The 22,676-nt window shown below is 73.1% G+C and carries 25 protein-coding genes; 13 read left to right on the top strand and 12 right to left on the bottom strand.

What is annotated here, in order from left to right; translation table 11 throughout:
* Positions 1-2 precede the first annotated feature (2 nt).
* Positions 3-1,007, top strand: coding sequence for an inorganic phosphate transporter (locus GA0070609_RS26215; protein ID WP_088996259.1), 1,005 nt, complete (start codon positions 3-5; stop codon positions 1,005-1,007).
* Between the two features lie 161 nt (positions 1,008-1,168).
* Here GA0070609_RS26215 and GA0070609_RS26210 read toward each other — a convergent pair whose 3' ends face one another.
* A complete protein-coding gene (locus GA0070609_RS26210; RefSeq protein WP_088996258.1) occupies positions 1,169-2,137 on the bottom strand; it encodes a Gfo/Idh/MocA family protein in 969 nt (322 codons plus the stop codon).
* 71 nt (positions 2,138-2,208) lie between these two features.
* Between GA0070609_RS26210 and GA0070609_RS26205 the strand changes: the two genes are divergently transcribed.
* A complete protein-coding gene (locus tag GA0070609_RS26205) occupies positions 2,209-3,042 on the top strand; it encodes an NUDIX hydrolase (RefSeq protein ID WP_088996257.1) in 834 nt (277 codons plus the stop codon).
* A 106-nt stretch (positions 3,043-3,148) separates the two neighbouring features.
* On the opposite strand, the gene pstB is transcribed toward GA0070609_RS26205, so the two are convergent.
* The 7 genes from pstB to GA0070609_RS26170 all read right to left on the bottom strand — a co-directional run bounded on the left by pstB (position 3,149) and on the right by GA0070609_RS26170 (position 10,473).
* Positions 3,149-3,925 (bottom strand): phosphate ABC transporter ATP-binding protein PstB, encoded by a 777-nt coding sequence (pstB, locus tag GA0070609_RS26200; protein ID WP_088996256.1) that lies wholly within the window; start codon positions 3,923-3,925, stop codon positions 3,149-3,151.
* Between the two features lie 20 nt (positions 3,926-3,945).
* Complete coding sequence (gene pstA, locus GA0070609_RS26195; RefSeq protein WP_088996255.1) at positions 3,946-5,034, bottom strand: phosphate ABC transporter permease PstA; 1,089 nt, start codon at positions 5,032-5,034, stop codon at positions 3,946-3,948.
* Positions 5,035-5,104: 70 nt separating this feature from the next.
* Positions 5,105-6,196: a phosphate ABC transporter permease subunit PstC gene (gene pstC, locus GA0070609_RS26190; RefSeq protein ID WP_088996254.1), complete on the bottom strand. Its 1,092-nt coding sequence runs from the start codon at positions 6,194-6,196 to the stop codon at positions 5,105-5,107.
* 41 nt (positions 6,197-6,237) lie between these two features.
* Positions 6,238-7,344 carry a phosphate ABC transporter substrate-binding protein PstS gene (gene pstS, locus GA0070609_RS26185; protein WP_088996253.1) on the bottom strand — a complete coding sequence of 369 codons (1,107 nt, stop codon included), beginning with the start codon at positions 7,342-7,344 and terminating at the stop codon, positions 6,238-6,240.
* 424 nt (positions 7,345-7,768) lie between these two features.
* Complete coding sequence (gene mshD / locus GA0070609_RS26180) at positions 7,769-8,695, bottom strand: mycothiol synthase (protein ID WP_088996252.1); 927 nt, start codon at positions 8,693-8,695, stop codon at positions 7,769-7,771.
* 61 nt (positions 8,696-8,756) lie between these two features.
* Positions 8,757-9,611, bottom strand: a complete 855-nt coding sequence (locus GA0070609_RS26175) for a polysaccharide deacetylase family protein (RefSeq protein WP_088996251.1) — start codon at positions 9,609-9,611, stop codon at positions 8,757-8,759.
* A 142-nt stretch (positions 9,612-9,753) separates the two neighbouring features.
* A complete protein-coding gene (locus GA0070609_RS26170) occupies positions 9,754-10,473 on the bottom strand; it encodes a winged helix-turn-helix transcriptional regulator (RefSeq protein WP_197700189.1) in 720 nt (239 codons plus the stop codon).
* Between the two features lie 243 nt (positions 10,474-10,716).
* On the opposite strand from GA0070609_RS26170, the gene GA0070609_RS26165 reads away from it, so the two are divergent.
* The 6 genes from GA0070609_RS26165 (at position 10,717) to GA0070609_RS26145 (ending at position 15,202) form a co-directional block, all read left to right on the top strand.
* Positions 10,717-11,772, top strand: a complete 1,056-nt coding sequence (locus GA0070609_RS26165; protein ID WP_088996250.1) for a hypothetical protein — start codon at positions 10,717-10,719, stop codon at positions 11,770-11,772.
* Positions 11,773-11,850: 78 nt separating this feature from the next.
* Positions 11,851-12,636, top strand: coding sequence for an LmeA family phospholipid-binding protein (locus tag GA0070609_RS26160; protein ID WP_088996249.1), 786 nt, complete (start codon positions 11,851-11,853; stop codon positions 12,634-12,636).
* Between the two features lie 117 nt (positions 12,637-12,753).
* Complete coding sequence (locus GA0070609_RS35070) at positions 12,754-12,831, top strand: Ms5788A family Cys-rich leader peptide (protein WP_311202345.1); 78 nt, start codon at positions 12,754-12,756, stop codon at positions 12,829-12,831.
* A gap of 203 nt (positions 12,832-13,034) precedes the next feature.
* Positions 13,035-13,883: a sulfurtransferase gene (locus GA0070609_RS26155; RefSeq protein WP_088996248.1), complete on the top strand. Its 849-nt coding sequence runs from the start codon at positions 13,035-13,037 to the stop codon at positions 13,881-13,883.
* Between the two features lies 1 nt (position 13,884).
* A complete protein-coding gene (locus GA0070609_RS26150) occupies positions 13,885-14,211 on the top strand; it encodes a DUF1416 domain-containing protein (protein ID WP_088996247.1) in 327 nt (108 codons plus the stop codon).
* 133 nt (positions 14,212-14,344) lie between these two features.
* Complete coding sequence (locus tag GA0070609_RS26145) at positions 14,345-15,202, top strand: hypothetical protein (protein WP_088996246.1); 858 nt, start codon at positions 14,345-14,347, stop codon at positions 15,200-15,202.
* A gap of 129 nt (positions 15,203-15,331) precedes the next feature.
* Here GA0070609_RS26145 and GA0070609_RS26140 read toward each other — a convergent pair whose 3' ends face one another.
* From GA0070609_RS26140 to GA0070609_RS26130, 3 genes are read right to left on the bottom strand one after another with little or no spacing between them, the layout of a single operon-like run.
* Complete coding sequence (locus GA0070609_RS26140; protein ID WP_088996245.1) at positions 15,332-17,389, bottom strand: amylo-alpha-1,6-glucosidase; 2,058 nt, start codon at positions 17,387-17,389, stop codon at positions 15,332-15,334.
* Entirely contained in the window at positions 17,386-17,766 is a 381-nt protein-coding gene (locus GA0070609_RS26135) for an SCP2 sterol-binding domain-containing protein (RefSeq protein WP_088996244.1), read from the bottom strand. Before GA0070609_RS26135 ends, GA0070609_RS26140 begins: the two co-directional genes overlap by 4 nt.
* A gap of 58 nt (positions 17,767-17,824) precedes the next feature.
* Entirely contained in the window at positions 17,825-18,187 is a 363-nt protein-coding gene (locus GA0070609_RS26130; RefSeq protein WP_088996243.1) for a DsrE family protein, read from the bottom strand.
* A gap of 23 nt (positions 18,188-18,210) precedes the next feature.
* On the opposite strand from GA0070609_RS26130, the gene mtfM reads away from it, so the two are divergent.
* Positions 18,211-18,315 carry a small membrane protein MtfM gene (mtfM, locus tag GA0070609_RS34955; RefSeq protein ID WP_043966460.1) on the top strand — a complete coding sequence of 35 codons (105 nt, stop codon included), beginning with the start codon at positions 18,211-18,213 and terminating at the stop codon, positions 18,313-18,315.
* Positions 18,316-18,539: 224 nt separating this feature from the next.
* Positions 18,540-19,133: an FABP family protein gene (locus tag GA0070609_RS26125; RefSeq protein ID WP_088996242.1), complete on the top strand. Its 594-nt coding sequence runs from the start codon at positions 18,540-18,542 to the stop codon at positions 19,131-19,133.
* Between the two features lie 100 nt (positions 19,134-19,233).
* Here GA0070609_RS26125 and GA0070609_RS26120 read toward each other — a convergent pair whose 3' ends face one another.
* Positions 19,234-20,079, bottom strand: a complete 846-nt coding sequence (locus GA0070609_RS26120; RefSeq protein ID WP_088996241.1) for an aminotransferase class IV — start codon at positions 20,077-20,079, stop codon at positions 19,234-19,236.
* Between the two features lie 68 nt (positions 20,080-20,147).
* Here GA0070609_RS26120 and GA0070609_RS26115 point away from each other — a divergent pair, with 68 nt between their 5' ends.
* From GA0070609_RS26115 to GA0070609_RS26105, 3 genes are all read left to right on the top strand, one after another.
* Positions 20,148-20,576: a Fur family transcriptional regulator gene (locus GA0070609_RS26115; protein ID WP_088996240.1), complete on the top strand. Its 429-nt coding sequence runs from the start codon at positions 20,148-20,150 to the stop codon at positions 20,574-20,576.
* Complete coding sequence (gene ygfZ, locus GA0070609_RS26110) at positions 20,573-21,694, top strand: CAF17-like 4Fe-4S cluster assembly/insertion protein YgfZ (protein ID WP_088996239.1); 1,122 nt, start codon at positions 20,573-20,575, stop codon at positions 21,692-21,694. The genes GA0070609_RS26115 and ygfZ overlap by 4 nt, the downstream gene beginning before the upstream one ends.
* A gap of 84 nt (positions 21,695-21,778) precedes the next feature.
* Positions 21,779-22,621 (top strand): BKACE family enzyme, encoded by an 843-nt coding sequence (locus GA0070609_RS26105; protein ID WP_088996238.1) that lies wholly within the window; start codon positions 21,779-21,781, stop codon positions 22,619-22,621.
* Positions 22,622-22,676: the final 55 nt, after the last annotated feature.

Genomic DNA, 22,676 nt, shown 5'->3' with positions numbered 1-22,676 from the left:
CTGTGAGTCCCGAACTCATCGCCGTGCTGGCGGTGATCGCGGTTGCCTTGGCGTTCGACTACACCAACGGCTTCCACGACGCCGCCAACGCGATCGCGACCAGCATCTCCACCCGGGCGCTGACACCCCGGGTGGCCCTGGCCATGGCGGCCATCGGCAACTTCATCGGCGCGCACTTCGGCGCCGAGGTGGCCAAGACCGTCGGCAGCGGGTTGGTGAAGCTGCCCACCGGCACGGCGAGCCTCGGCATCGTCTTCGCCGGCGTGATCGGCGCCATCGTCTGGAACCTGATCACCTGGTACTTCGGTCTGCCGTCGTCCTCGTCGCACGCGCTGATCGGCGGCCTGGTCGGCTCGACCATCGCCGCCTCCGGCACGGTGCTCTGGACCGGCATCGGGGAGAGCGTCATCATCCCGATGGTGCTCTCGCCGATGGTCGGCTTCCTGCTCGGCTACATCGTCATGATCGCTGTGCAGTGGATCTTCCGGAAGGGGCATCCGGGCAAGCTCAACCGGGGCTTCCGCTGGGCGCAGACCGCCTCCGCGGCGGCCATGTCGGTCGGCCACGGCATGCAGGACGCCGCCAAGACCATCGGTATCGTGGTCCTCGCCCTCTACGTCGGCGGCTACCAGGACAGCCCGAGCCACATCCCGGAGTGGGCGTTCTGGACCTCGGCGGCGGTGCTCGCCGCCGGCACGTACGCCGGTGGCTGGCGGATCATCCGGACCCTGGGCCGGAAGATCATCGACCTGCGGCCGCCGGAGGGCTTCGCGGCCGAGACCGTGGCCAGCTCCGTGCTGTACTTCAACGCGCTGGTGCTGGGCGCCCCGATCTCGACCACGCACACGATCACCTCGGCGATCATGGGCGTCGGCGCGACCAAGCGGCTCTCCGCCGTGCGCTGGGGCGTGGCCGGCAACATCATCGGCGCGTGGATCCTGACCTTCCCGGCCGCCGGCACCATCGGCGCGCTCATGTACCTGCTGGCCCGTCCGCTGTTCAGCTGACCGGCCGACGTCGAGGGGCCCCGCCGCACGGCGGGGCCCCTCCGCGTTTCCCGGCCTCCAGCCCGCGGCTGCCCGGCCTCCGGTCGCGGGCCCGCCGGCCCGGCCTCCGGTCGCGCGCCCGCCGGCCCGGCCTCCGGTCGCGGTTCCGCCGGCGTGGCGGCTCAGGCGTAGTCGACGCCGATCTGGGCGCGGATGGCGTCGAGCAGGGCCATCACCTCCAGCGTGGCCGAGTGTGGCACCAGCGGGCTCTCCAGCAGGCCCTCGGCCAGGCAGCGCTGCACCTCGATCGTTTCGTGCTGGTAGCCGCCGCCGACCAGTTCCGCGTCGATCGTCTCCGGTTCGGCGCCGGCCCGGTGCAGGGTCACCCACCCGGGCCGGTAGAACGGCTCGGGCAGGTCGATCCGCCCGGTGGTGCCGGTGATCGCCGCGGTCAGCGGGGTGACCCCGAGGATGCCGCAGCTCAGCGTGGCGACCGCGCCCGAGTCGTAGCCGAGCACGATGCCGGTGTTCTCGTCCACCCCCTCCGGGCTGATCTTGGCCCAGGCCCGTACGTGCTGCGGCACGCCGAGCAGCAGGTGGGCCAGGCTCACCGGATAGACACCGAGATCCAGCAGCGCGCCGCCGCCCAGGGTGCGGGCCCGCATCCGGTGTTCGGGCGGGAACGGCCCGGCCGCCCCGAAGTCGGCCTGCACGCTGGTCACCGTGCCGATCGCGCCGTCGGCGACCAGCTCGCACACCCGGCGGAGGATCGGGTTGGTCCGCATCCACATGGCCTCCATCAGGAAGACCTCGGCGGCCCGCGCGGTGTCGACCAGCTCGGTGCTGGTGGCCAGGTCGAGGGTGAACGGCTTCTCCAGCAGCACCGCCCGGCCGGCGGCGAGGCAGGTCAGCGCCGCCTGGTGGTGCGCGGCGTGCGGGGTGGCCACGTAGACCACGTCCAGGTCGGCGTCCGCGGCCAGGTCCTGCCAGGAGCCGTACGCCCGCGGCACGCCGTGCCGGCGGGCGAACCGCTGCGCGCTCTCGGCGGTACGCGAGCCGACCGCGACCAGTTCCGCGCCCGGCACCAGCCGGAGGTCTTCGGCGAAGCGGCCGGCGATGTGGCCGGTGGCCAGGATGCCCCAACGAGTCATGCCGGCAACCGTAGCGACGATCAACCGGACGGGGCGCGGGCGATCCGGCAGGTGGGAACTAGGCTCGCCGCATGACGATCGACAGCGACGGCTTCGCCGCCCCGCCGGCGCTGGTGGAGCACGCCCGCCGGTTCCTCGCCGAGGGCGGCACCCCCGCGGTGCCCCGGGTGGCGGCCACCGTGCTGCTGCTCCGCCCGGCCGACGCCGGGTTCGAGGTCTACCTGATCCGCCGGGTCGCCGCGATGGCCTTCGGCGGGATGTACGCCTTCCCGGGCGGCGGCGTCGACCCGTCCGACTCGCAGGCGCACCCGGGTTGGGCCGGTCCTGCTCCGGCCCGGTGGGGGGAGCGGCTCGGGCTGGCCCCGGCCGCCGCCCAGGCGGTGGTCTGCGCCGCAGCCCGGGAGGTCTTCGAGGAGGCCGGGGTGCTGCTCGCCGGCCCCGACCCGGCGACCGTGGTGGGGGACGTCAGCGGCGACGACTGGGAGGCCGCCCGGGTCGCCCTGGAGCAGCGCCGGGTCGGGTTCGCCGACCTGCTCGCCGAGCGTCGGCTGACGCTCCGCTCGGACCTGCTGCTGCCGTGGAGCCGGTGGATCACTCCGGAGTTCGAGCCGCGCCGCTTCGACACGTACTTCTTCGTGGCGCTGCTGCCCGAGGGGCAGCGGACCCGGGACGTCTCCGGCGAGGCCGACCGGACGCTCTGGGCCCGCCCGGCGGACGCCCACGCCCGGGCCGAGGCGGGCGAGCTGACCATGCTCCCGCCCACCCTGGTCACCCTCGCCCAGGTGGCCGCGGCGGGCGACCTCGACGGGGTGGTTCGCGCGGCCGCCACCCGGGACGCCGCCACCCCGATCACCCCTCGCCTCGACCTCCCCGAAACCGGCCACCCCCGCTTCCTCCTCGGCTGATCCCCGCGCTCAAACAGGGAAAGAGTGGCCATTCCGCGAGGAATGGCCACTCTTTCCGTGTAGGTGCGACAGCCCGGCCGCGGTGGTGCCGGCGGCGGCCGAGGGCTCAGCCGAAGCGGCCGGTGATGTAGTCCTCGGTCTTCTTGACGCTCGGGTTGCTGAAGATCTTCTGGGTGTTGTCGTACTCGATGAGGCGGCCGGGGTCGCCGGTCTTCTCGATCGAGAAGAAGGCGGTCCGGTCCGAGACCCGGGCGGCCTGCTGCATGTTGTGCGTGACGATGATGATGGTGAACTTGTCCTTGAGCTGGAACATCAGGTCCTCGATCGCCAGCGTGGAGATCGGGTCGAGCGCCGAGCAGGGCTCGTCCATCAGCACCACCTGCGGCTCGACCGCGATGGTCCGGGCGATGCAGAGCCGCTGCTGCTGACCGCCGGAGAGGCCGGCGCCGGGCTTGCCGAGCCGGTCCTTCACCTCGTCCCAGAGGTTCGCCGAGCGGAGCGCCCGCTCGGCCGCCTCCTCCAGGATCGACTTCTTCCGGACTCCGTTGAGCCGCAGCCCGGCCACCACGTTGTCGAAGATGCTCATGGTGGGGAACGGGTTCGGGCGCTGGAAGACCATGCCGATCATGCGGCGGACCGCGGTGACGTCCACGTCCCGCTGGTAGATGTCCTGGTCGTCGATGGTCAGGCTGCCCTCGACCCGGGCGCCGGGGAGCACCTCGTGCATCCGGTTGATCGACCGCAGGAAGGTGGACTTGCCGCAGCCGGACGGGCCAATCAGGGCGGTGACCGTCTTCGGCTCGACGGTCAGCGAGATGTTCTCGATCGCCTTGAAGCCGCCGTAGTAGGCGGTGACGTTCGAGGCTTCGATGCGCTTGGCCATGGTGGTGGTACCTCCGGGGTTCATCGGCCGAGCCGGTTGCGACGGGCCAGCAGCTTCGCCGCGATCGTCAGGATCAGCACGAGGGCGACCAGGGTGAGTGCCGCGGTCCACGCCCGGGCCGGCGCGTACCGGGACGCGTCACCCGCCTGCTGGTAGACGAAGAGGGCCAGCGACGACTGGTTGTTCTCGAACGGGTTGAAGTTGATCGCCGCGCCGCCGCCGGCGACCAGCAGCACCGGCGCGGTCTCGCCGGCCGCGCGGGCGATGGCGAGCATCACGCCGGTGACGATGCCGGGCAGCGCGGTCGGCAGCACGACCCGCAGGATGGTCTTCCACTTCGGCACGCCGAGGGCGTACGCCCCCTCGCGCAGCGGCGCCGGGACGAGGCGCAGCATCTCCTCGGTGGAGCGGACCACGGTGGGCAGCATCAGCACGCTCAGCGCGAGCGCGGCGGCGAAGCCGGAGAAGCCGGGCCGCCCGTCGTTGAACACCGGCGAGACGATCAGCACCCAGAACGCCAGCACGAACAGGCCGGCGACGATGGACGGGATACCGGTCATCACGTCGACGAAGAAGCGGATCGCGAAGGCGAGCTTGCCCCGGCCGTACTCGACCACGTAGATGGCGCAGAGGATGCCGAGCGGGACGGTGATCAGGGTGGCGATGCCGACCTGCTGCAACGTGCCGACGATCGCGTGGTACGCGCCGCCTTCCGGGTCCCGCGCCCCGATGTTGTTCATCGAGGTGAGGAAGAAGTTGCCGTCCAGCCGCTCGGCGCCCTTGCTGAGCAGCGTCCAGACCACCGAGGCCAGCGGCAGGACGGCCAGCACGAACGCGGAGTGGATCAGTGCGCTCCAGGTGCGGTCGCGGGCCGACCGGCGGCCCTCCACCGCGTTCGCGGCGGCGAAGAGCCCGCCGAGGTAGAGCAGCGCCCCGATCACCACGACCAGGACCGGGCCGCCGATGCCGGCGCCGTACACGATCGCGGCGGCGACCAGCAACGCGGCCAGGGCCAGGGCCGGCGGTACGTACCGCGGCAGGCGCTTCGCCCGCAGGGTGACCGGCTGGGCCGGGGGCTGCTGACGGTGGGTGGTGACGGTGGCGCTCATGCCGGCACTCCGCTTCGCTCCGTGCCGGTCTGAGGCACCTTCGGGCCGAGCCCGATGATTCGCTCGCTTCTCATGCGGCCGACTCCGTGAACTCGCGGCGGCGGTGGATGATCGCCCGCGCGGTGATGTTGACGATCAGCGTGATGGCGAAGAGGACCAGCCCGGAGGCGATCAGGGCGCCCCGACCGGTGTCGTTGGCCTCGCCGAACGCGTTGGCGATGTTGGCGGCGATGGTGTTGCCGCCGTTCTCGATCAGGTTGATCGAGATGCCGAAGGTGATGCCGAGGGTCAGCGCCAGGGCGATGGTCTCGCCGAGCGCCCGGCCCAGCCCGAGCATCACCGCGGCGATGATGCCCGGCCGCCCGTACGGCAGCACTGCCGTGCGGATCATCTCCCAGCGGGTCGCGCCCAGGGCGAGCGCGGCCTCCTCGTTGGCGGTCGGGGTCTGCAGGAACACCTCGCGGGAGAGCGAGGTGATGATCGGCAGCACCATGATCGCCAGGACCAGGGCGCCGAGCAGGATCGAGGCGCCGAACGGGCCGTCGCCGCCGAAGAGCGGGATCCAGCCGAAGTACCGGTTGAGCCAGCCGGAGAGGTCGGCGACCGGGCCGGAGAAGTAGTCGCGGCCCCAGAGCCCGAAGACCACGCTGGGCACCGCGGCGAGCAGGTCGATCAGGAAGCCGAGCGTGGTACCCAGCCGGCGGGGCGCGTAGTGGGAGAGGTAGAGCGCGATGCCCAGCGCCACCGGGACGGCGAGCAGCAGCGCGATCACCGAGCTGAGCACGGTGCCGAAGGCGAGCGCGCCGATGCCGAACTTCGGCTCGGGGTCGTTCGGGAACCAGCCCTCGAAGGTCCAGAAGTTCTCGGTGTTGGCACGCAGCGCCGGCAGCGCCTTGGCGACCAGGAAGACGGCGATCGCCGCGATGACGACCAGGACGGCCGTGCCGGCGGCCAGGGTGAGGCCGCGGAAGGCCCGCTCGGCGCCGAAGGCCCGGGCCCGGGGCAACGCGCCGCCGCCGCCCAGCCCGGATCCGTCCGGGATACGGGTGCTGACTGGTGCCTCGGCCACACGCGCCGAGGCACCGGCGGGCCACTCGCGACTCTCGGTCACGTTGGTCCCGCCGGTGCCGGCGTTGGCCGAGCGGTGAGGGGATTCACCCATCTGCTCGCTCGCTTCGGTTGCGGTGGTGTCGGTCGGTCAGCTCAGGAGATGTTCTTGACCGCGGTCTCGACCTTGGTGCGGACGGTCTCCGGCAGCGGGGCGTAGCCCAGCTCGGTCAGCTCGGCCTGGCCCTCGGTGCTGGCCGCGTAGCCCAGGAAGCCCTTGACCAGCGGAAGCTTGTCGGCGGCCAGGCCCTTGGAGCAGACGATCTCGTAGGTCACCAGGACGATCGGGTAGGCCCCGGCCTCCTTGGTGTTGTAGTCGATCTTCATCTTCAGGTCGTCGCCCTGGCCGACCACCTCGGCGCCGGCGATGGTCTTGCCGGCCGACTCGGCGGTCAGTTCGGCGAACTCACCCGCGCCGTTGCCGATCTTGGCGATGCCCAGCCCGGCGTTCTCGGCGAACGACCACTCCATGTAGCCGATGGTGCCGTCGGCACCCTTGACCCGGCTGGCCACACCGTCCGAGCCCTTGGCGCCGGTGCCGCCCGGCGCCTTCCACTCCTTGGCCTTGCCGAACGTCCAGTCGGCCTCGGCGGTCTTGGCGAGGAAGTCGGTGAAGTTGTCGGTGGTGCCCGACGAGTCCGACCGGTGCACGGTCTGGATGGTGGTGGCCGGCAGACTCGCCCCCGGGTTGTCGGCCTTGATCGCGGCGTCGTCCCACTTGGTGATCTTGCCGGCGAAGATCTTGGCCAGCGTGGCGGGCTTGAGCTGCAGGTTCTGCACCCCGTTGAGGTTGTAGGCGACCGCGACCGGGCCGATCACCATCGGGAGGTTGATCGCCTGGCCACCGACGCACTTGGCGTTCGCCTGCGGCTGCTCCTCCTCCTTCAGAGCGGAGTCCGAGCCGGCGAAGTCGGCGGTGCCGGCGATGAACGCCTGGATGCCGGCGCCCGAGCCGGAGGGCTCGTAGTTGATCGTGGTGCCGTGGCACTTCTGCTGGTACGCCTTGATCCACTCGGCCATGGCGTTCTTCTGCGCCGACGAGCCCTGGGCGTTCAGCGTGCCGGTGGCGCAGTCGGCCGCGGCGGCCGACCCGGAGGCGGTGGCGCCGCTCGCGGGCTCGTTGTTGTCCGAGCCGCATGCACTGAGGGCGAGCGTCGCGGTAAGAGCGAGGCAGGCGAGAGTGCCGTGCCGCTGGAGCTTCACCTGAGGGGTTTCCCTTCACGTCTGACTTGGCGCCCGGATTGGGGGCCCGGGAACCGGCGCTGGCCGGCTGTCACTCAAGCTAGGAGCGCCAGGTAGCCGGTTTGCCGGTCGGAAATGAACGCCAGGTGAACTCGTCCGGCCCGCCAGGTGACCGCGCGCTGAGGGCGAGTTGTCCGTTACGTGAACCCAGGTGCCTCTGTCGGAAGAATGAGTATTTTCCGGACGCCGGCCGGTGTCGGGCGCCGGACGCCGCCGGACGCCGGACGTCGCCGAACGCCGGACGACGGACGCCGCCGGAGGCAGGCGACCCCGGGGCGCCGGGCGCCGGGCGCCGGGCGTCGAGTGCGGGCGCGGGGGGCCGCGCCCGCGGGCGGTGGTCGGCGGGTGCGGGTGCCGAACGGCGGGGCCGGGTCCGGCCCGATGCTCAGCCCAGGTGGTAGTTGACGTGCGCCGACCAGTGCGCGAAGCCGAGCCGCCGGTAGAGCGCGACAGCGGCGGTGTTGGAATCGTCCACGTAGAGCATCACCCGGTCCAGCCCGCGCCGGTCGCGCAGGTACGCCAGCCCGGCCCAGGTCAGCGCCCGGCCGAGCCCGCCGCGGTGCGCGGCGGGGTCCACCCCGAGCACGTAGACCTCGCCGATCCGGGCCGAGCCGGGGCGCTCGTGCACCTTGGTCCAGTGGAAGCCGACCAGCCGGCCGGTCGCCGACTCCTCGGCGAGCAGGAAGCCGGCCGGGTCGAACCACGGCTCGGCGAGCCGTACCCGCAGGTCGTCAGGGGTCCAGCGGCCCTGCTCGGGGTGCTCGGCGAAGGCCCGGGCGTTCAGGTCGAGCCAGGCCGCGTCGTCCACGCCCGGCCGGAACGCGCGCAGCGTCACCCCGTCCGGCAGCCGTGGCTCGTCGAGCGTGGTGGTCAGTGGCCGGCGCAACTGCCAGAGCACCCGGGCCCGGTGGAAGCCGAGGTCGACGGCGAGCGCGGCGGCCGACGGGTGGTCGCCGTGGGCCCAGGCGCGCAGCGGGCCGGTGGCCGCCGCCAGCACGCCCCGGGCCAGCGCCCGCCCGGAGCCCCGCCGCCGGTGCGCCGGGTGCACCACCAGTTCCACCCCGATGCCGGTCGCGGCGTCGGTGGTGTCCAGGTGGGCGTAGCCGATGAGCCGCCCGTCGCCGCCGCGCGCGGTCAGGTGCACGGCCGGGGCCTGCGGGTCGCGGAGCCGGAGCAGCACGTGCTCGTCGAGCGGGTTCGCGCCGTCGGTGTCCCCGGCCAGGCGGGCCAGCGCGAGCACGTCGGCGATCTCCTCGGGGGAGAGTCGGTCGGTCCGGGTCACCTGGTCGGTCGTCGGTTCGGCGCTGCTCATCACGTCACCGTAGCCCCCGTCGCCGGCGGTCCGGTCGCGCCGTCCACAGCGGAGGGCCCGGTCACGTCGGTTCGGCGGGCAGCGCCTCCAGCTGGAACCGGCCGGTCAGCTCCGGCAGGATCCGGTACAGCGCGTCCACCGTCCCCTGCCGGTCGCCGCCGGCGTCGTGCAGCAGCACCACCGAGCCCGGCCCGACCTGGCCGACCACGGTCGCGGCGATCGGCCCGGCGCCCGGCGCCTGCCAGTCCGACGGATCCACGGTCCAGTGCAGCGGCGTCATGCCGAGCTTGCGGGCGGTCGACACCACCGGCCAGGTCCAGGCGCCGCCCGGTTGCCGGTAGTAGGCGATCGGCGCGTCCGGCGCCGCCGCCCGGATGGCGTCGCTGGTGCGCAGCAGGTCGGCCCGGATGCGCTCGGGGGACCGGGAGCCGAGGGCGACGTCGTGGTCCCAGCTGTGGTTGCAGAGCGTGTGGCCCTCGGCCAGGATCGCCCGGATCAGCTCCGGATGGGCCTGCGCGTTCTCGCCGACGACGCAGAACGTGGCCCGCACGCCGTACTCGCGCAGCGCGTCGAGCACCTGCGGGGTGTATCGCGGATCCGGGCCGTCGTCGAAGGTCAGGGTGACCCGGGAGGTTCCGGTGGTGGTGCGGGTGCCGAACGGGCCGTCGCTCTCGGTCGGCTCCGGGGAGCGGCTGGTCCGGTCCTGGTCGGTAATGTCCGGTCCGTCGGGCTGATCGGTGCCGGGCGACGGCTGCTCGCCGTAGTCCGGGCCGGTGCCGCTGGTGACCACGCCGGAGGCGCGCGGGTCGGGCCGGTCCGGCACCAGGCTGCGGCCCAGGGCGTACGCGGTGCCGAGCAGGGCGGTCACCACCAGCGTGACGATGCCGGCGGCGCGCAGGGCGGACGGCTCCGGCATCAGTGCCCCCGCCCCGGTCGACCTGTCCCCGTGGTCCCTGCGCGCACCGTCGCCCCCTCATCACCGGTAAACCCGGCAGTCAGGATAAGTGCGACGGGATGCTCAAAAAGGGCGTAACGGAAACACTGTCCCCGGGAGAGGCTCAGACCGGCAGCGGCGCGGGCTCCGCGTCCGGCAGCGACCGCGTGGGCGGTACGACGAACTTGTAGCCGACCTGGCGGACCGTGCCGATCATCGACTCGTACTCGGAGCCGAGCTTGGCTCGCAGCCGCCGGACGTGCACGTCGACGGTGCGGGTGCCGCCGAAGTAGTCGTAGCCCCAGACCTCGCGCAGCAACTGGTCCCGGGTGAACACCCGGCCCGGGTGCTGGGCCAGGAACTTCAGCAGCTCGAACTCCTTGTAGGTGAGGTCGAGCGGGCGCCCCTTGAGCTTCGCGGCGTAGGTGTCCGGGTCGATGGTCAGCTCGCCGGCCCGGATCGAGCCGCCGGCCCCGGAGATCGCGTTGCTCAGCCGGCCGACCGCCAGCCGCAGCCGGGCCTCCACCTCGGCGGGCCCGGCCGAGGCGAGGATGACGTCGTCCACTCCCCAGTCGGCGTTGAGCGCGATCAGCCCGGCCTCGGTGACCACGGCGACCAGCGGCACCCCGAGCCCGGTGGCGTGCAGCATCCGGCAGGTGGCCCGGGCCTCGCTCAGCTCGGACCGGGCGTCCACCAGCACCGCGTCGGGGCTGGGGCCGGCGACCAGGGTGCGGACGTCGCGCGGCGCGGTGCGGACCGAGTGGGGCAGCAGGTCGAGCGCCGGCAGGACGGCGGACGGTTCGCTCGCTCGCGCGGTCACCAGCAGCAGGATCTCCACGATCACCTCCGTCCCGGCGGCTTTCGCCGCGCGTGACCAGCGGCACTCCGCGTGGACGTGGCGCTGAGAACTAGGCGTGGGTCCCGGCGTCGCTGACGGGCGGGTATCGGCTTGAGCGTAACCGATCGCCTCGGCTGCGCCTCCGCGCGCTTTCCCGTTTGCCCGGCTTGCCCCTGATCGCGCCTCAGGTTTTAACGTCGCGGAAACCGTGATCCCCGCGGGTGCCGGCGGGTCTGGCACGATCGGGGCGTGTTTCCCTCCAGCTCGCCCGAGACCGGCCGCGACCCGTGGCCCGACGGCACCCGCCCGCAGCCGGCCGGCCCGTCCCGGGGCCAGCCGCCGGCTCCCCGCGGTGGGCCGGCAGTCGACCAGGACGACCGCCGCGAGCGCAGCGGGCCGCGTCGGGCCCGCCGCGGCGGTGAGCCGGCCCGCCGCCCCGACGACGAGGCCGCCGACCCGGACGAGGAGGCCGTGCCGCCGGTCGAGGTACGCCGGTCGCTCGCGGTCGCCGTCGCCGGGTTCGCCGCGCTGCTCGGCGTCGGTCTGGTGCTCGGCGCGCAGACCTCCGGCCCGGGGCACCGGCTGCCGTTCGCGTTCATCATCCTGGGCGTCCAGATGCTCTTCGTGCTGTCCTGGACGATGGCCATGCGGCCGCCCGCGGTGCTGCTGGTCGCCGGGGTCAGCGTGGCGACCGCGATCGCCGCGGACGCGGCGGCCGTGCAGACGGACGTCGCCGGGCTGGCGCCGCTGGGCTTCGTCGCGGTGGGCGGCTTCGTGCTCGGCGTGCTCGGTCAACTGGTCCGGCGGGTCGACCGGGTACGGGTGACCGACTCGCTCGGCGGCACGCTGCTGATCGTGGTCGGCGTGGTCGCCTTCGGCACCCTGATAGTGCTCAGCCGGATCCCCGCCGGCACCCAGGCGATCACCGTCTGCCTGACCGCCAGCGGGGTGGCGCTCACCGTCGCCCGGCTGACCGACGCCGTGGCGCCGTGGCCGCGGCTGGCGCCCCAGGTGCCCCGCGGCGCCGCCGGCGTGGTCGCCGGCGCGATGGTCGGCACGCTGGTCAGCGCTCTCCTCGGCAGTTACCTGGTCACCCCGTTCACGCCGACCCGGGCCGCGATCATCGGGCTGGTCGCGGCGGTCGCCGCGGTGCTGGCCGACCTCGCGGTGGGTTACGCGGAGGCGGGGCGGTTGATGGCCGGCGAGCCGCCGACGATGTGGATCGCCCGGCACATGCAGGGCCCGCTCGGCGGCTTCGCGCTCGCCGCGCCCGCCGCGTACGCGATGTGCAAGCTGGTGTTGTGACCGGAGATTGAGTTTTTCCCCTTTCGGGTACGAACGGACCGCCACGGCGCGGGCCGGGGCACGGAGACAGGAGGCGGCGTGGCGCAGGACTACCCGTACGAGGAGCGGCCCCGGCGTCGGGGCCGCAAGGTGCTGATCACCCTCGTGGTCCTGCTGCTGGTCCTGGCCGGGCTGCTGGTCGTCGCCGACCGGGTGGCGGCCGGGGTGGCCGAGCGCGCCATCGCCGACCAGGTGCGGCAGGAGGTCGCCAAGCAGGACGCGCAGTCCGCCCCGCCCGAGGTCGAGGTGGGCGGCTTCCCCTTCCTCACCCAGGTGCTCGACGGCCGCTACGAGCGCATCTCCATCGTGCTGCGCAACGTGCAGGGCTCGGTGCAGGGGGACGCGGTCAGCGTGCCGCGGCTCGACGTGGACGCCCGTGACGTGCGCGCCTCGCTGGACACCATCCGTTCCGGGCAGGGCGAGGTGGTGGCCGAGACGGTCAACGGCACCGGCACCATCAGCTACGACAGCCTGGCCAAGCTGCTCGACCGGCCGGGGCTGCGGCTGGCCGAGCAGAACGGCCGGCTCGCCGTCACCGCACCGGTGGACATCCTCGGCCAGCGGCTGACCGTCACCGGCACCGCCGACATCACCGTCGGCAAGGAGGGCCAGGTGTCGCTGCGCTTCAACGACCTGGACGCCGAAGGGCTGCCGAACGTGCCGCTGGCCCGCACCCTGCTGAGCAACTACGCCAAGGGCATCTCGGTCGACGTGCCCCTGCCCGACCTGCCGTTCCAGCTCACGGTGCGCGAGGTCCGGCCGCTGCCCGAGGGGCTGGCGGTGACCGCGGACGCGCGCGACGTGCCGATCAACTCGGCCGGCTGAGCAGCCGATCAGTTATCGGGACGGTCGGCCGGTCCGGCGGCGCCGGTGGTCGCGGCGCGTCCCGGATGCTGGTCGGCCCGGTGGCGCCGACCGGTCCGGCTGGTAGGCTCCCTGGCCATGGGGACGCTCCTCACCAAACGGCGCGCGGTCGACCTGTGCCGCGTGGCCACCTGCCTGTGTCGCCCCGTCATCTGACGGCGGGGCTGTCCTCGGCCGCCTAGCGGCCATCGGCACGCAGGGTCCGCGTACCCTCCGGTGATCCCACCATCGCCCGGCAGCGGCGCCGTCGCACGAACCCGTGATCCGTTCTGTCCATGGGTCCCGCGCGTGGTGCGACACTGACAATTATCGATCTCCGCGCGCTGGCTCACCATCCATCCTCACCAGGGAGTGATCTGATGAGTCGCGACACCGCACTCGTCTCGGCCGAGTGGGCCGAGAAGAACCTCGACGCCCCGGGCGTCGTCTTCGTCGAGGTCGACGAGGACACCTCGGCCTACGACACCGGCCACCTCGCCGGCGCCGTCAAGCTCGACTGGAAGACCGACCTGCAGGACCCGGTGCGCCGGGACTTCGTCAACAAGAGCCAGTTCGAGGCGCTGCTCTCCGAGCGCGGCATCAGCAACGACGACACCGTCATCCTCTACGGCGGCAACAACAACTGGTTCGCCGCGTACGCGTACTGGTACTTCAAGCTCTACGGTCACCGCGACGTCAAGCTGCTCGACGGCGGCCGCAAGAAGTGGGAGCTGGACGCCCGTCCGCTGGTCAAGGACCCGGTCACCCGCCCGGCGACGCAGTACGTCGCGCAGGAGCCGGACACCTCGATCCGGGCCTTCCGCGACGAGGTGGTGGCCGCGATCGGCACCAGGAACCTGGTCGACGTGCGCAGCCCCGACGAGTACGCCGGCCGGCTGCTCGCCCCCGCCCACCTGCCGCAGGAGCAGGCGCAGCGGGCCGGGCACGTGCCGACCGCGATCAGCGTGCCGTGGTCCAAGGCGGCCAACGAGGACGGCACCTTCAAGTCCGACGACGAGCTGCGCAGGATCTACGCCGACGCCGGGCTGGACGACGGCAAGGAGACCATCGCCTACTGCCGGATCGGCGAGCGCTCCTCGCACACCTGGTTCGTTCTCCAGGAGCTGCTCGGCCACCGGAACGTGAAGAACTACGACGGGTCCTGGACCGAATACGGCTCGCTGGTCGGCGTGCCGGTGGCGCTGGGCGACGAGCCGGGGGAGGCCTGAGATGACCGCACCGACCGCTGCCGGCTGCGCCGCCCCGGACCAGGCCGCCCCGCTGCCCGCCAGCCTCGACCTGGAGAAGGAGACCGTCATCACCGGCCTGGTCACGGCCGAGTCCGGTGAGGTCGTGCCGGGCGCGTACGTCCGGCTGCTCGACTCGACCGGCGAGTTCACCGCCGAGGTGGTGACCTCCGCCGCCGGACAGTTCCGGTTCTTCGCCGCCCCGGGCGACTGGACCCTGCGGGCGCTGTCCCGGTTCGGTAACGGCGACACCACGGTGACCGCCGACCGGGGGATCAACGAGGTCGCCGTGACGGTGGCCCTGGCCTGACCCACGCTCTGATCGGCCCTGTGGCCCGTCGTCCTCACCCGAGGAGGCGGGCCACGAGCCGTCTCCGGGCGGGCACGTCGGGAAGCGGCGACGCGGCGGCCGGCCCGCCCCCCGCGCGTGACACCATGAACGAGTGAGCGGTGTCGTCCAGCCGGGGTACGCCCCACCGACCGGTCCGGACCAGCCGGCCGCCCCCCGGCGGCGACGCTGGTTGCTCGTCGTGGTGGTGGCCTGGGCGGTGCTGCTGGCGGCGCTCACCTGGGTGTCGGTACGCGACGACCCGCCGACCGTCCGCGAGCAGCGCTCCCTGGACCAGGCCGGCCCGGTGGTCGACCGCGCCGTGGGCGAACTGGTCGCGGCCGCCGGCCCGACCGCTGTGATGTTCCCTCCGCAGGTCGATCGGGGCTGCCGGGTCACCCCCTTCACCGACGGCGCCCGGCTGCTCCGGCACGTGGACGTCTTCGTGGCCGAGGGCGCGGAACGGGAGCTGTTGGAGCGCGTCGCCGACCGGCTCCCCGGCGGCTGGCGGGCCGGTGTCCGGGCCAGTGCGGACGGCCCGCTGCTGCGCGCCGACGCGGGCGAGTTCGTGGCCGTCGAGGGCACCGCCGAGGAGAACGGCCGGGTACGGCTGACGGCCGACACCGGCTGCCGACCGTACGGCGCCGGCTACCGCGAGCTGCAGCCCGGTGCCCCCGGGACCGAGGGCGAGGACCTGGCCGGTGCAATGCAGGCCCTCGGTGGCCCGGCTGCTCCGGCGGTCGAGCGGGTCACCGCGCCGTGCCCCGGCGGCGCCGCCACCGCCCACAGCGTCCGTGCCGTCGCCGGACCGGCCGCGCAGTCCCCGGCGGCCGCGCTGCGCCCGCTCGCCGGTGGGGCCCCGCTGCTGGACACCCCGCAGGCGTACGCCTACCGCGCGGGCGCCGCCACCGTGGTCGCCGACCTGACCGGTGACCCGCCCGTGCTCACCGCCAGCACCGGCTGCCCGGCCTGACGACGGCTGCCCGGCCGGTGCGGCGGCGGCCTGGCCTGAGCGGCTGCCCGGCCGGTGCGGCGGCTGACCGGCGGCTGACCGGCCTGGCGGTCGCCTGGCCGCGACCCGACGTCCGCGGGGTCGGCCCGGTCAGCGGTCGTGCGCGCCGTCGTGTGGGATGCGGCTGCGGCCGAGCGCGTCCACCCGCCCCCAGCGGCCGGGGATGTCGAGCAGCTCGACCCGACCCATCCCCTCCGGCAGGGCCGGGTCGATGATCAGGTGCTCACCCTGCGGCTCCAGGCCCAGCATGACCCGGAGCAGCAGCAGCGGGGTGCCGGTCGACCAGGCCTGCGGGCTGCACGCGGTCGGGTACTCCACCGGGTACTGGGTGAGTTCGCGCTCGTAGCCGGCGAAGGCTTCCGGCAGCCGCCCGCCGAAGTACCGGGAGGCGGCCAGCATGGACTCGCAGATCCGCCCGGCCTCGTCCCGGAACCCGTACCGCCACAGCCCCCAGGCGATGAGCGAGTTGTCGAACGGCCACACGGTGCCGACGTGGTAGCCGATCGGGTTGTAGAGGCCCTGGTCGTCGGCGAGGGTACGGACGCCCCAGCCGGAGAAGAGCCGCGGCCCGAGCAGGTGTTGGGCGATCCGGCCGGCCCGCGACTCGTCGACGATGCCGCTCCACAGCAGGTGCCCGATGTTGGAGCTGAGCGCGTCGACGTGCCGGCCGTCGGCGTCCAGGGCGAGCGCGTAGTACTCCTTCTCCGGGATCCAGAAGTCCCGGTTGAACCGCTGCTTCAGCGCGGCCGCCTCGCGTTCCAGCCGGTCGGCGTACACCGGGTCGCCCCAGACGGCGCGGGCCAGCCGGGCGCCGCGCATCTTCGCGTCGTACGCGTACCCCTGTAGTTCGCAGGTGGCCCGGGGGAAGCCCGGCAGCCGGCCGTCGGCGTAGGAGATGGCGTCCCAGGAGTCCTTCCAGCACTGGTTCTGCAGCCCGGTCTCCGGGTTGCGGGTCTGGTACCAGATGTAGCCGGTACCGAGCAGGTCCCCGTACGTGTCGATCCACTCCAGCGCGGCGCGGGCCGCCGGCTCCAGTTGCTTCACCAGCCGCACGTCGCCGGTCCACCGCTCGTACTCGTCGAGCAGGATCACGAAGAGCGGCGTCGAGTCGGCGCTGCCGTAGTACGGCGAGTGCGGCTGCTCCTCGAAGCCGGCCATCTCGCCGTAGCGCAGCTCGTGCAGGATCTTGCCCGGTTCCTCGTCGCGGAAGTCGTCCAACCGGTAGCCCTGCAGGCCGGCCAGGATCAGGGCGGTCGGCGGGATCAGCTCCGGCAGGTACGGCAGCAACTGGAGCGAGGTGATGATGCTGTCCCGACCGAACAGCGTCATGAACCAGGGCAGCCCGGCCGCCAGCAGCCGGACGCCGAGTGCGATCGACTCGTAGCGCAGCGCCGCGACGTCGTTCAGGCTGCGGCGGTACGCGCCGGCCAGCGGCTCGCAGTCGCAGCCGAGCTTGGGGGCCTGGTTGATCAGTTCGTTCTGCTCGGTCTCGATCGCGGCCACGCCGCGGCTGCCACGGTACAGCGGCAGGTTGGACCGGATGTCCTCGCCGCGTGCCCCGTACACGATCGTGTTCACGTACAGCCGGGTGGTCCATTCGGCGTGCGGCCCGACCCGGATCCGGAAGGTCATGCCCGACACGTCGAGCTGTCCGGGCGCGCTGGTGGTGATCACCGTCTCCCGGTGGAAGGCTTCCCGGCGGTAGCTCAACCGCAGCTCGTTCTCGCTGACCGAGGCGGTGATGCGCCCGTGCTTCTGCCGCACGTTCTTGATCTCGAACAGGTCCGCGAAGTCCGCCCCCATGTCCAACCGGACGGCGAACTCCATCTCCCGTCCGGCGTGGTTGATCACGGTCAGCTCCTCCTCGAGGCTGGTGCCGATCGCCCGGCTGCGGATCAGCGAGACCTTGGCGTCGAGGTAGTGCGTCGGTTCGCCGGGCACCAGGAAGAAGCGGGTGCGGTAGGACTCGGCGTCGTCGACGGAGAGCGCGTGCAGCCGTTCGCCGTTCAGGGTGAGCCGCCAGGTGGAGAGGAACCGGGTGTCGAAGGAGAAGAGGCCGGTGGGGTAGTCGAGGGAGGGCTCGATGTCGCCCCGGTGGTCGCTGACCAGGAACGTGTTGCCGTCCAGGATGCTGACCAGCGACCTCACTTGCGCCGTCCGGCCTGCTCACGGGCGACGTCCCGAGGATCGCGGGTGCCGGGCGGGGTGGGGAAGAACCGCCGGAAGACCAGGAAGAGCACCACGTTGCCGCTGAACGTGCTCTCGTTGCGCAGCACCGCGGCGACCCCCTGGGCGCGGCCGGTGACCAGCCGCTCGAAGAGGTCCTCGCTGCTGTACCAGATGGCGTCGGCCGGGCCCCGCTGCCGGCTCACCTCGATCGCGCCCGGCCGCATCCGCACCAGCCAGTGCTTGGTCCGGTCGCCGTCGACGAGTTCGATCTGGAGAGTGCCGCTGACCAGGCCACGGAGGATCTCCGGGGCGCGTGCCGGCAGTGCCTCGAAGAATCGCTCGATCGCCTCGCCCACAACCGAATCGTAGGCATTGGTCCGACTTGTCGGGCCGGTATCGCGTCGGGCCTGCGGGTCAGTAGACCAGCGCCTGCGCCCTCTCGGCCATCGCCTCCTCGACGAAGACCGCCGCGCCCGCGATCCGGACGCCCGGCAGCACGTCGCCGGGGCCGATGTCCCGGCGGGCGGCGCACTGGGTGCACGCGGTGACCGTGCCGGTGGTGAGGATCACGTGCAGCAGCTCGGCCAGCGGCGCCGAGTGCGGCAGCTCGAACTCCTGCGCCCGCCCGGGCAGCGCGAACCAGGTCGACTCGCCGGTGAGCCAGAGCGACACGTCCACCCCGGCGGCGGCCGCGGTGGCGGCGACCGTGAAGGCCTGGGCGCACCGTTCCGGCGCGTCCGCGCCGGCGGTGGCCTTGACGACGAGAGTGCGGGCCATGGCGCCAGCATAGGATGGCCGGGATGGTCACCGAGATCGGGTTCGTGAGCCTGCTGGTCGCCGGCCTGGGCGCGCTCGCCGGTGGCCTGGTCTACGTTGCGGTACGCATATCGAGAGGACGTTGGTGAGCGCGAGGAGCGAGCCGGGTTTGCGAGCCCCGCAGTCGCGAACGAGGGTGGCACGGTGAGCGCGAGGAGCGAGCCGGGTTTGCGAGCCCCGCAGTCGCGAACGAGGGTGGCACGGTGAGCGCGAGGAGCGAGCCGGGTTTGCGAGCCCCGCAGTCGCGAACGAAGGCGACAGGGGAGCGCGTGCCAGCCGGCGCGGTCACCGACGGAGAGGGGCGAGTGAACCGGTGAGCGACGAGAACCCGCTGCAGCCGCCGCCGTGGCTGAACGCGCCGCCGGTCGACCCGTACCCGTACGAGGAGAGCCACGACCTGCGGGTCGGTCCGAAGCTGCATCCCACGCTGGACGGTCTGCTGCCGTACATCGGCGTGTGGCGCGGCCGGGGTCGGGGCGGCTTCCCCACCATCGAGGACTTCGACTTCGCGCAGGAGATCCGGATCAGCCACGACGGCCGGCCGTTCCTGTTCTACGAGTCCCGGGCGTGGATCCTCGACGAGCAGAGCAGGCCGGTCCGCCCGGCCGGTCGTGAAGTCGGCTGGTGGCGCCCGGTCCTCAAGGACGACCGGGCCACCGACGAGCTGGAGGCGTTGATGACCACGCCGACCGGCGTGATGGAGCTCCACCTGGGCCGGCGCACCGGCACCCAGGTCGAGTTCGTCACCGACGCGGTGGTGCGTACGGCCACCGCCAAGGAGGTCACCGCCGGCCACCGGCTCTTCGGCATCGTCGAGGGCGCCCTGCTCTACGCCCAGGAGATGGCCGCCGTCGGCCACGGCCTCTCGCCCCACCTCTCCGCCCGCCTCACCCGCGTAGCCGGCTGACCCCCGGGGCACCCCCCGGTGATCATGAAGTTGTTGTCGCCCGCCTCGGCGTGTCGCGGTAACAACTTCATGATCGACGGGCCTTCCTTCCCCCGTTCCGTCAGGGGAGGGGGAAGGAGAGGAGGGTGTGGAGGTGGGGGGTCAGGGGGGAGTCGGGGAGGTCGGTGTCGTCGAGGGTGCGCAGGCGGGTGAGGCCGCGCACCGACGAGGTGAACCAGACGCCGTCGGCGGCGGCCAGCTCGGCCGGGGTGGCCAGGCGCTCGGCAGCCGCCAGACCCAGCTGGTGGGCGTGCGCGAGCAGCCAGGCGGCGGTGGTGCCGGGCAGGATGCCGGTGTCGGCGGCGGGCACCGTGCAGAGCGTGTCGCCGGCCAGCCAGACCACGTTGGCGGTGGGCCCCTCCAAGGCGTACCCGTCGCTGGAGACCCAGAGCACGTCGTCCACGCCGGCCCGCCGCGCCCAGCGGCGGGCCGCGGTGCTCACCGCGTACGACGTCGACTTGATCCCGGCGGGCAGCCAGTCCAGGCCGGTCCGGGCCACCGCCGGCACGCCGAGCGGCAGCGTCGCCACGCTGATCCCGTCCCGGCGGGCGGCCTTGGCCGCGGCCGGCACCTCGGCCAGCGTGGCGTAGACGGTCGGCGGCCCGCCGTCCTCCGGGCCCCGGGTGCAGACCAGCCGCAGCGCGCCCTCCACCTCGGCGGGCCAGTCGGCGCAGATGGTGTCCAGCAGCTCGACCAGCGCCTCGGCGGGCGGCAGCGTCAGCTCCACGGCCGCCGCGGCGCGGGCCATCCGGGCCAGGTGCTCGTCGCGCAGCCAGGGCCGGCCGCCCCGCAGGTGCATCGTCTCGAAGAGCCCGTCGCCGCGCAGCACACCCAGGTCGTCACCGCGCAGCACCGGCTCCCCGGCCGGCACGAGTCCCCGCCCGAGCACCGCGATCCTCGACGCCATGACCGCCGAGCGTAACCGCCTGCCCGCCGGGCCGGGGGTCGGCGCGATTACCGAACTATGATCGAACGGTGTCCGAATCCTCCCTCGCGGAACTGCTCCGGGCCCGTGGCCTGCGGCTGACGGCGCAGCGGCAGCTGGTCCTCCAGGCGGTGCTCGACCTGGGGCACGCCACCCCGGAGCAGGTGCACAACGCGGTCCGGGAGGTGGCGGCCGGGGTCAACATCACCACCATCTACCGCACGCTGGAGCTGTTGGAACGGCTCGGCCTGGTGACCCACACCCACCTCTCGCACGGCTCGCCGACCTACCACGCGGCCGGCGAGGACCAGCACGTCCACCTGGTCTGCCGGGAGTGTGGCGCGATCGACGAGATCGACCCCGAGCTGCTCCGCCCGCTGGCCGACCAGTTGGCGAGCCAGCGTGGGTTCGGCGTGGACATCGGGCACGTGTCACTCTTCGGCGTCTGCGGCCGCTGTCAGAACGGGGACCAGGAATGATCGACATCGCGGGAGCGGTAGCCGTCGAGAGCATCGACGAGGCCAGCCGGGACCAGCCCGAGCCGGCGCACGCCGCGGCGGGCGTCCGGGGGGTGGCCGCGCACTACGGCGACCCGATGCGGGAGCAGCGGACGCTGGACACCGCGGTCGGCCTGGTCGACCGCTCGCACCGGGGGATCGTCGCGGTGCCGGGCGAGGAACGGATCGGCTGGCTGCACACGCTCACCAGCCAGCACCTGGCGCAGTTGACCCCCTACCAGGGCACCGAGTTGCTGGTCCTCTCCCCGCACGGGCACGTCGAGCAGCACGCCATGGTCACCGAGGACGGCGAGACCACCTGGCTGGACACCGAGCCAGGGGCCACCGAGGGGCTGCTGTCGTACCTGGAGAAGATGCGGTTCTTCAGCCGGGTCGAGCCGCGCGACGCGACCGTCGACCACGCGCTGCTCTCGCTGGTCGGGCCGGAGGCGCCCGCCGCCCTGGCCACGCTCGGCGTGACCGGGCTGACCGAGCCCGACGTGGTAGCGGTGCCGGGTCCGAAGTTCCGCTCCGGCACCCTGCCGCCCCGCCCCACCGCGCTGTACGACGTCCGGCCGCTGCCGGCCGGCGGGTGGGCCCGGCGCGGCCCGCTCGGGGTGGACCTGCTGGTCCCCCGGGCCGGCATGGAACAGGTGGTCGCGGAACTGCGCGGCGCCGGGGTGCCGCCGGTCGGCCTCTGGGCGTACGAGGCGATCCGGGTGGCCGCCCGGCGGGCCCGGGTCGGGGTGGACACCGACCACCGGACCATCCCGGCCGAGGTGGACCTGATCGGCCCGGCCGTACACCTGGAGAAGGGCTGCTACCGGGGCCAGGAGACGGTGGCCCGGGTGCACAACCTGGGCCGACCGCCGCGCCGGCTCGTCCTGCTGCACCTGGACGGGGTGACCACCGACCAGCCACCGGCCGCCGGTACGCCGGTGAGCCTGGACGGCCGGACGGTGGGCTTCGTCGGCACCGCCGTGCACCATCACGAGCTGGGCCAGGTCGCCCTGGCGGTGCTCAAGCGGAACGTCCCGGACGACGCCCGGCTGCTGATCGGGGAGACGGCCGCCGCGATCGATCCGGCCCAGAGCGGCTGACGGCGAAAAGATCTCTCGTTGGCGACGTCAGTGCCGGAAAGGTTCCGGTCGACCGGGCTCGGAGCCGGGGTCTAGGATCCCGGCATGACGACAGGGACGTTGATCACGGTTGCCCCCACCGGTGCGGAGTCGGCGAAGGCGGAGGTGCCGGCGCTGCCGGTGACCCTCGACGAGTTGCTGCTGACCGCCAAGGAGTGCGAGGCGCTCGGCGCCGCCGTGATCCACGTCCACATCCGCGACGACGAGGCGAAGCCCACCCTGGACCAGGGCCGGCTGCGGGAGACGGTGGCGGCGCTGCGGGAGAGCACCGACCTGGTGGTGCAGCTCTCCTCGGGCGGCGCGGTGACCGACCCGGAGGCCGACCGGCTCGCCGTCCTCGACGCCGGCCCCGACATGGCCTCCTGCACCATGGGCACCGTCAACTTCGGCGACGACGTCTTCCTCAACCGCTGGGAGTTCATCGTCGACCTGCACACCCGGATGCAGGAGCGGGGCGTCGTGCCCGAGTACGAGATCTTCGACCTCGGCCACCTGACCGCCCTGCAACGCCTGCTCGGCAAGTACGGCCTGCCGGCCGGCGGGCACGTGCACGTCGACTTCGTGATGGGGGTGCCGGGCGGCATGCCGGGCACCACCGAGGCGCTGGTCGCCTGCCGCCAGGCGCTGCGCGACCTGCCCGAGGGCACCACCTTCTCGGCCACCGGCATCGGCCGCAGCACCATCCCGGTGATGCTGGCCTCGCTGTCCACCGGTGGGCATCTGCGGGTCGGCATGGAGGACACCGTCACGTACGCCAAGGGCAGCCCGGTGGAGTCCAACATGCAGCTCGTCGCCCGGGCCGTCGGCTTCGCCCAGCTCGCCCAGCGCCCGCCGCTGACCACCGCGCAGGCCCGCGAACTGCTCGGCGTGCCGGCCGCCGGGCGGTAAGCGGCGGGCTCGCCGGCGCTCCTGTACACAGAACGGCGGACGACCTGGTCACCCC

This window comes from Micromonospora echinaurantiaca (assembly GCF_900090235.1).
GTDB classification, from domain to species: domain Bacteria; phylum Actinomycetota; class Actinomycetes; order Mycobacteriales; family Micromonosporaceae; genus Micromonospora; species Micromonospora echinaurantiaca.
This window is presented reverse-complemented; position numbering and strand designations above follow the sequence as displayed.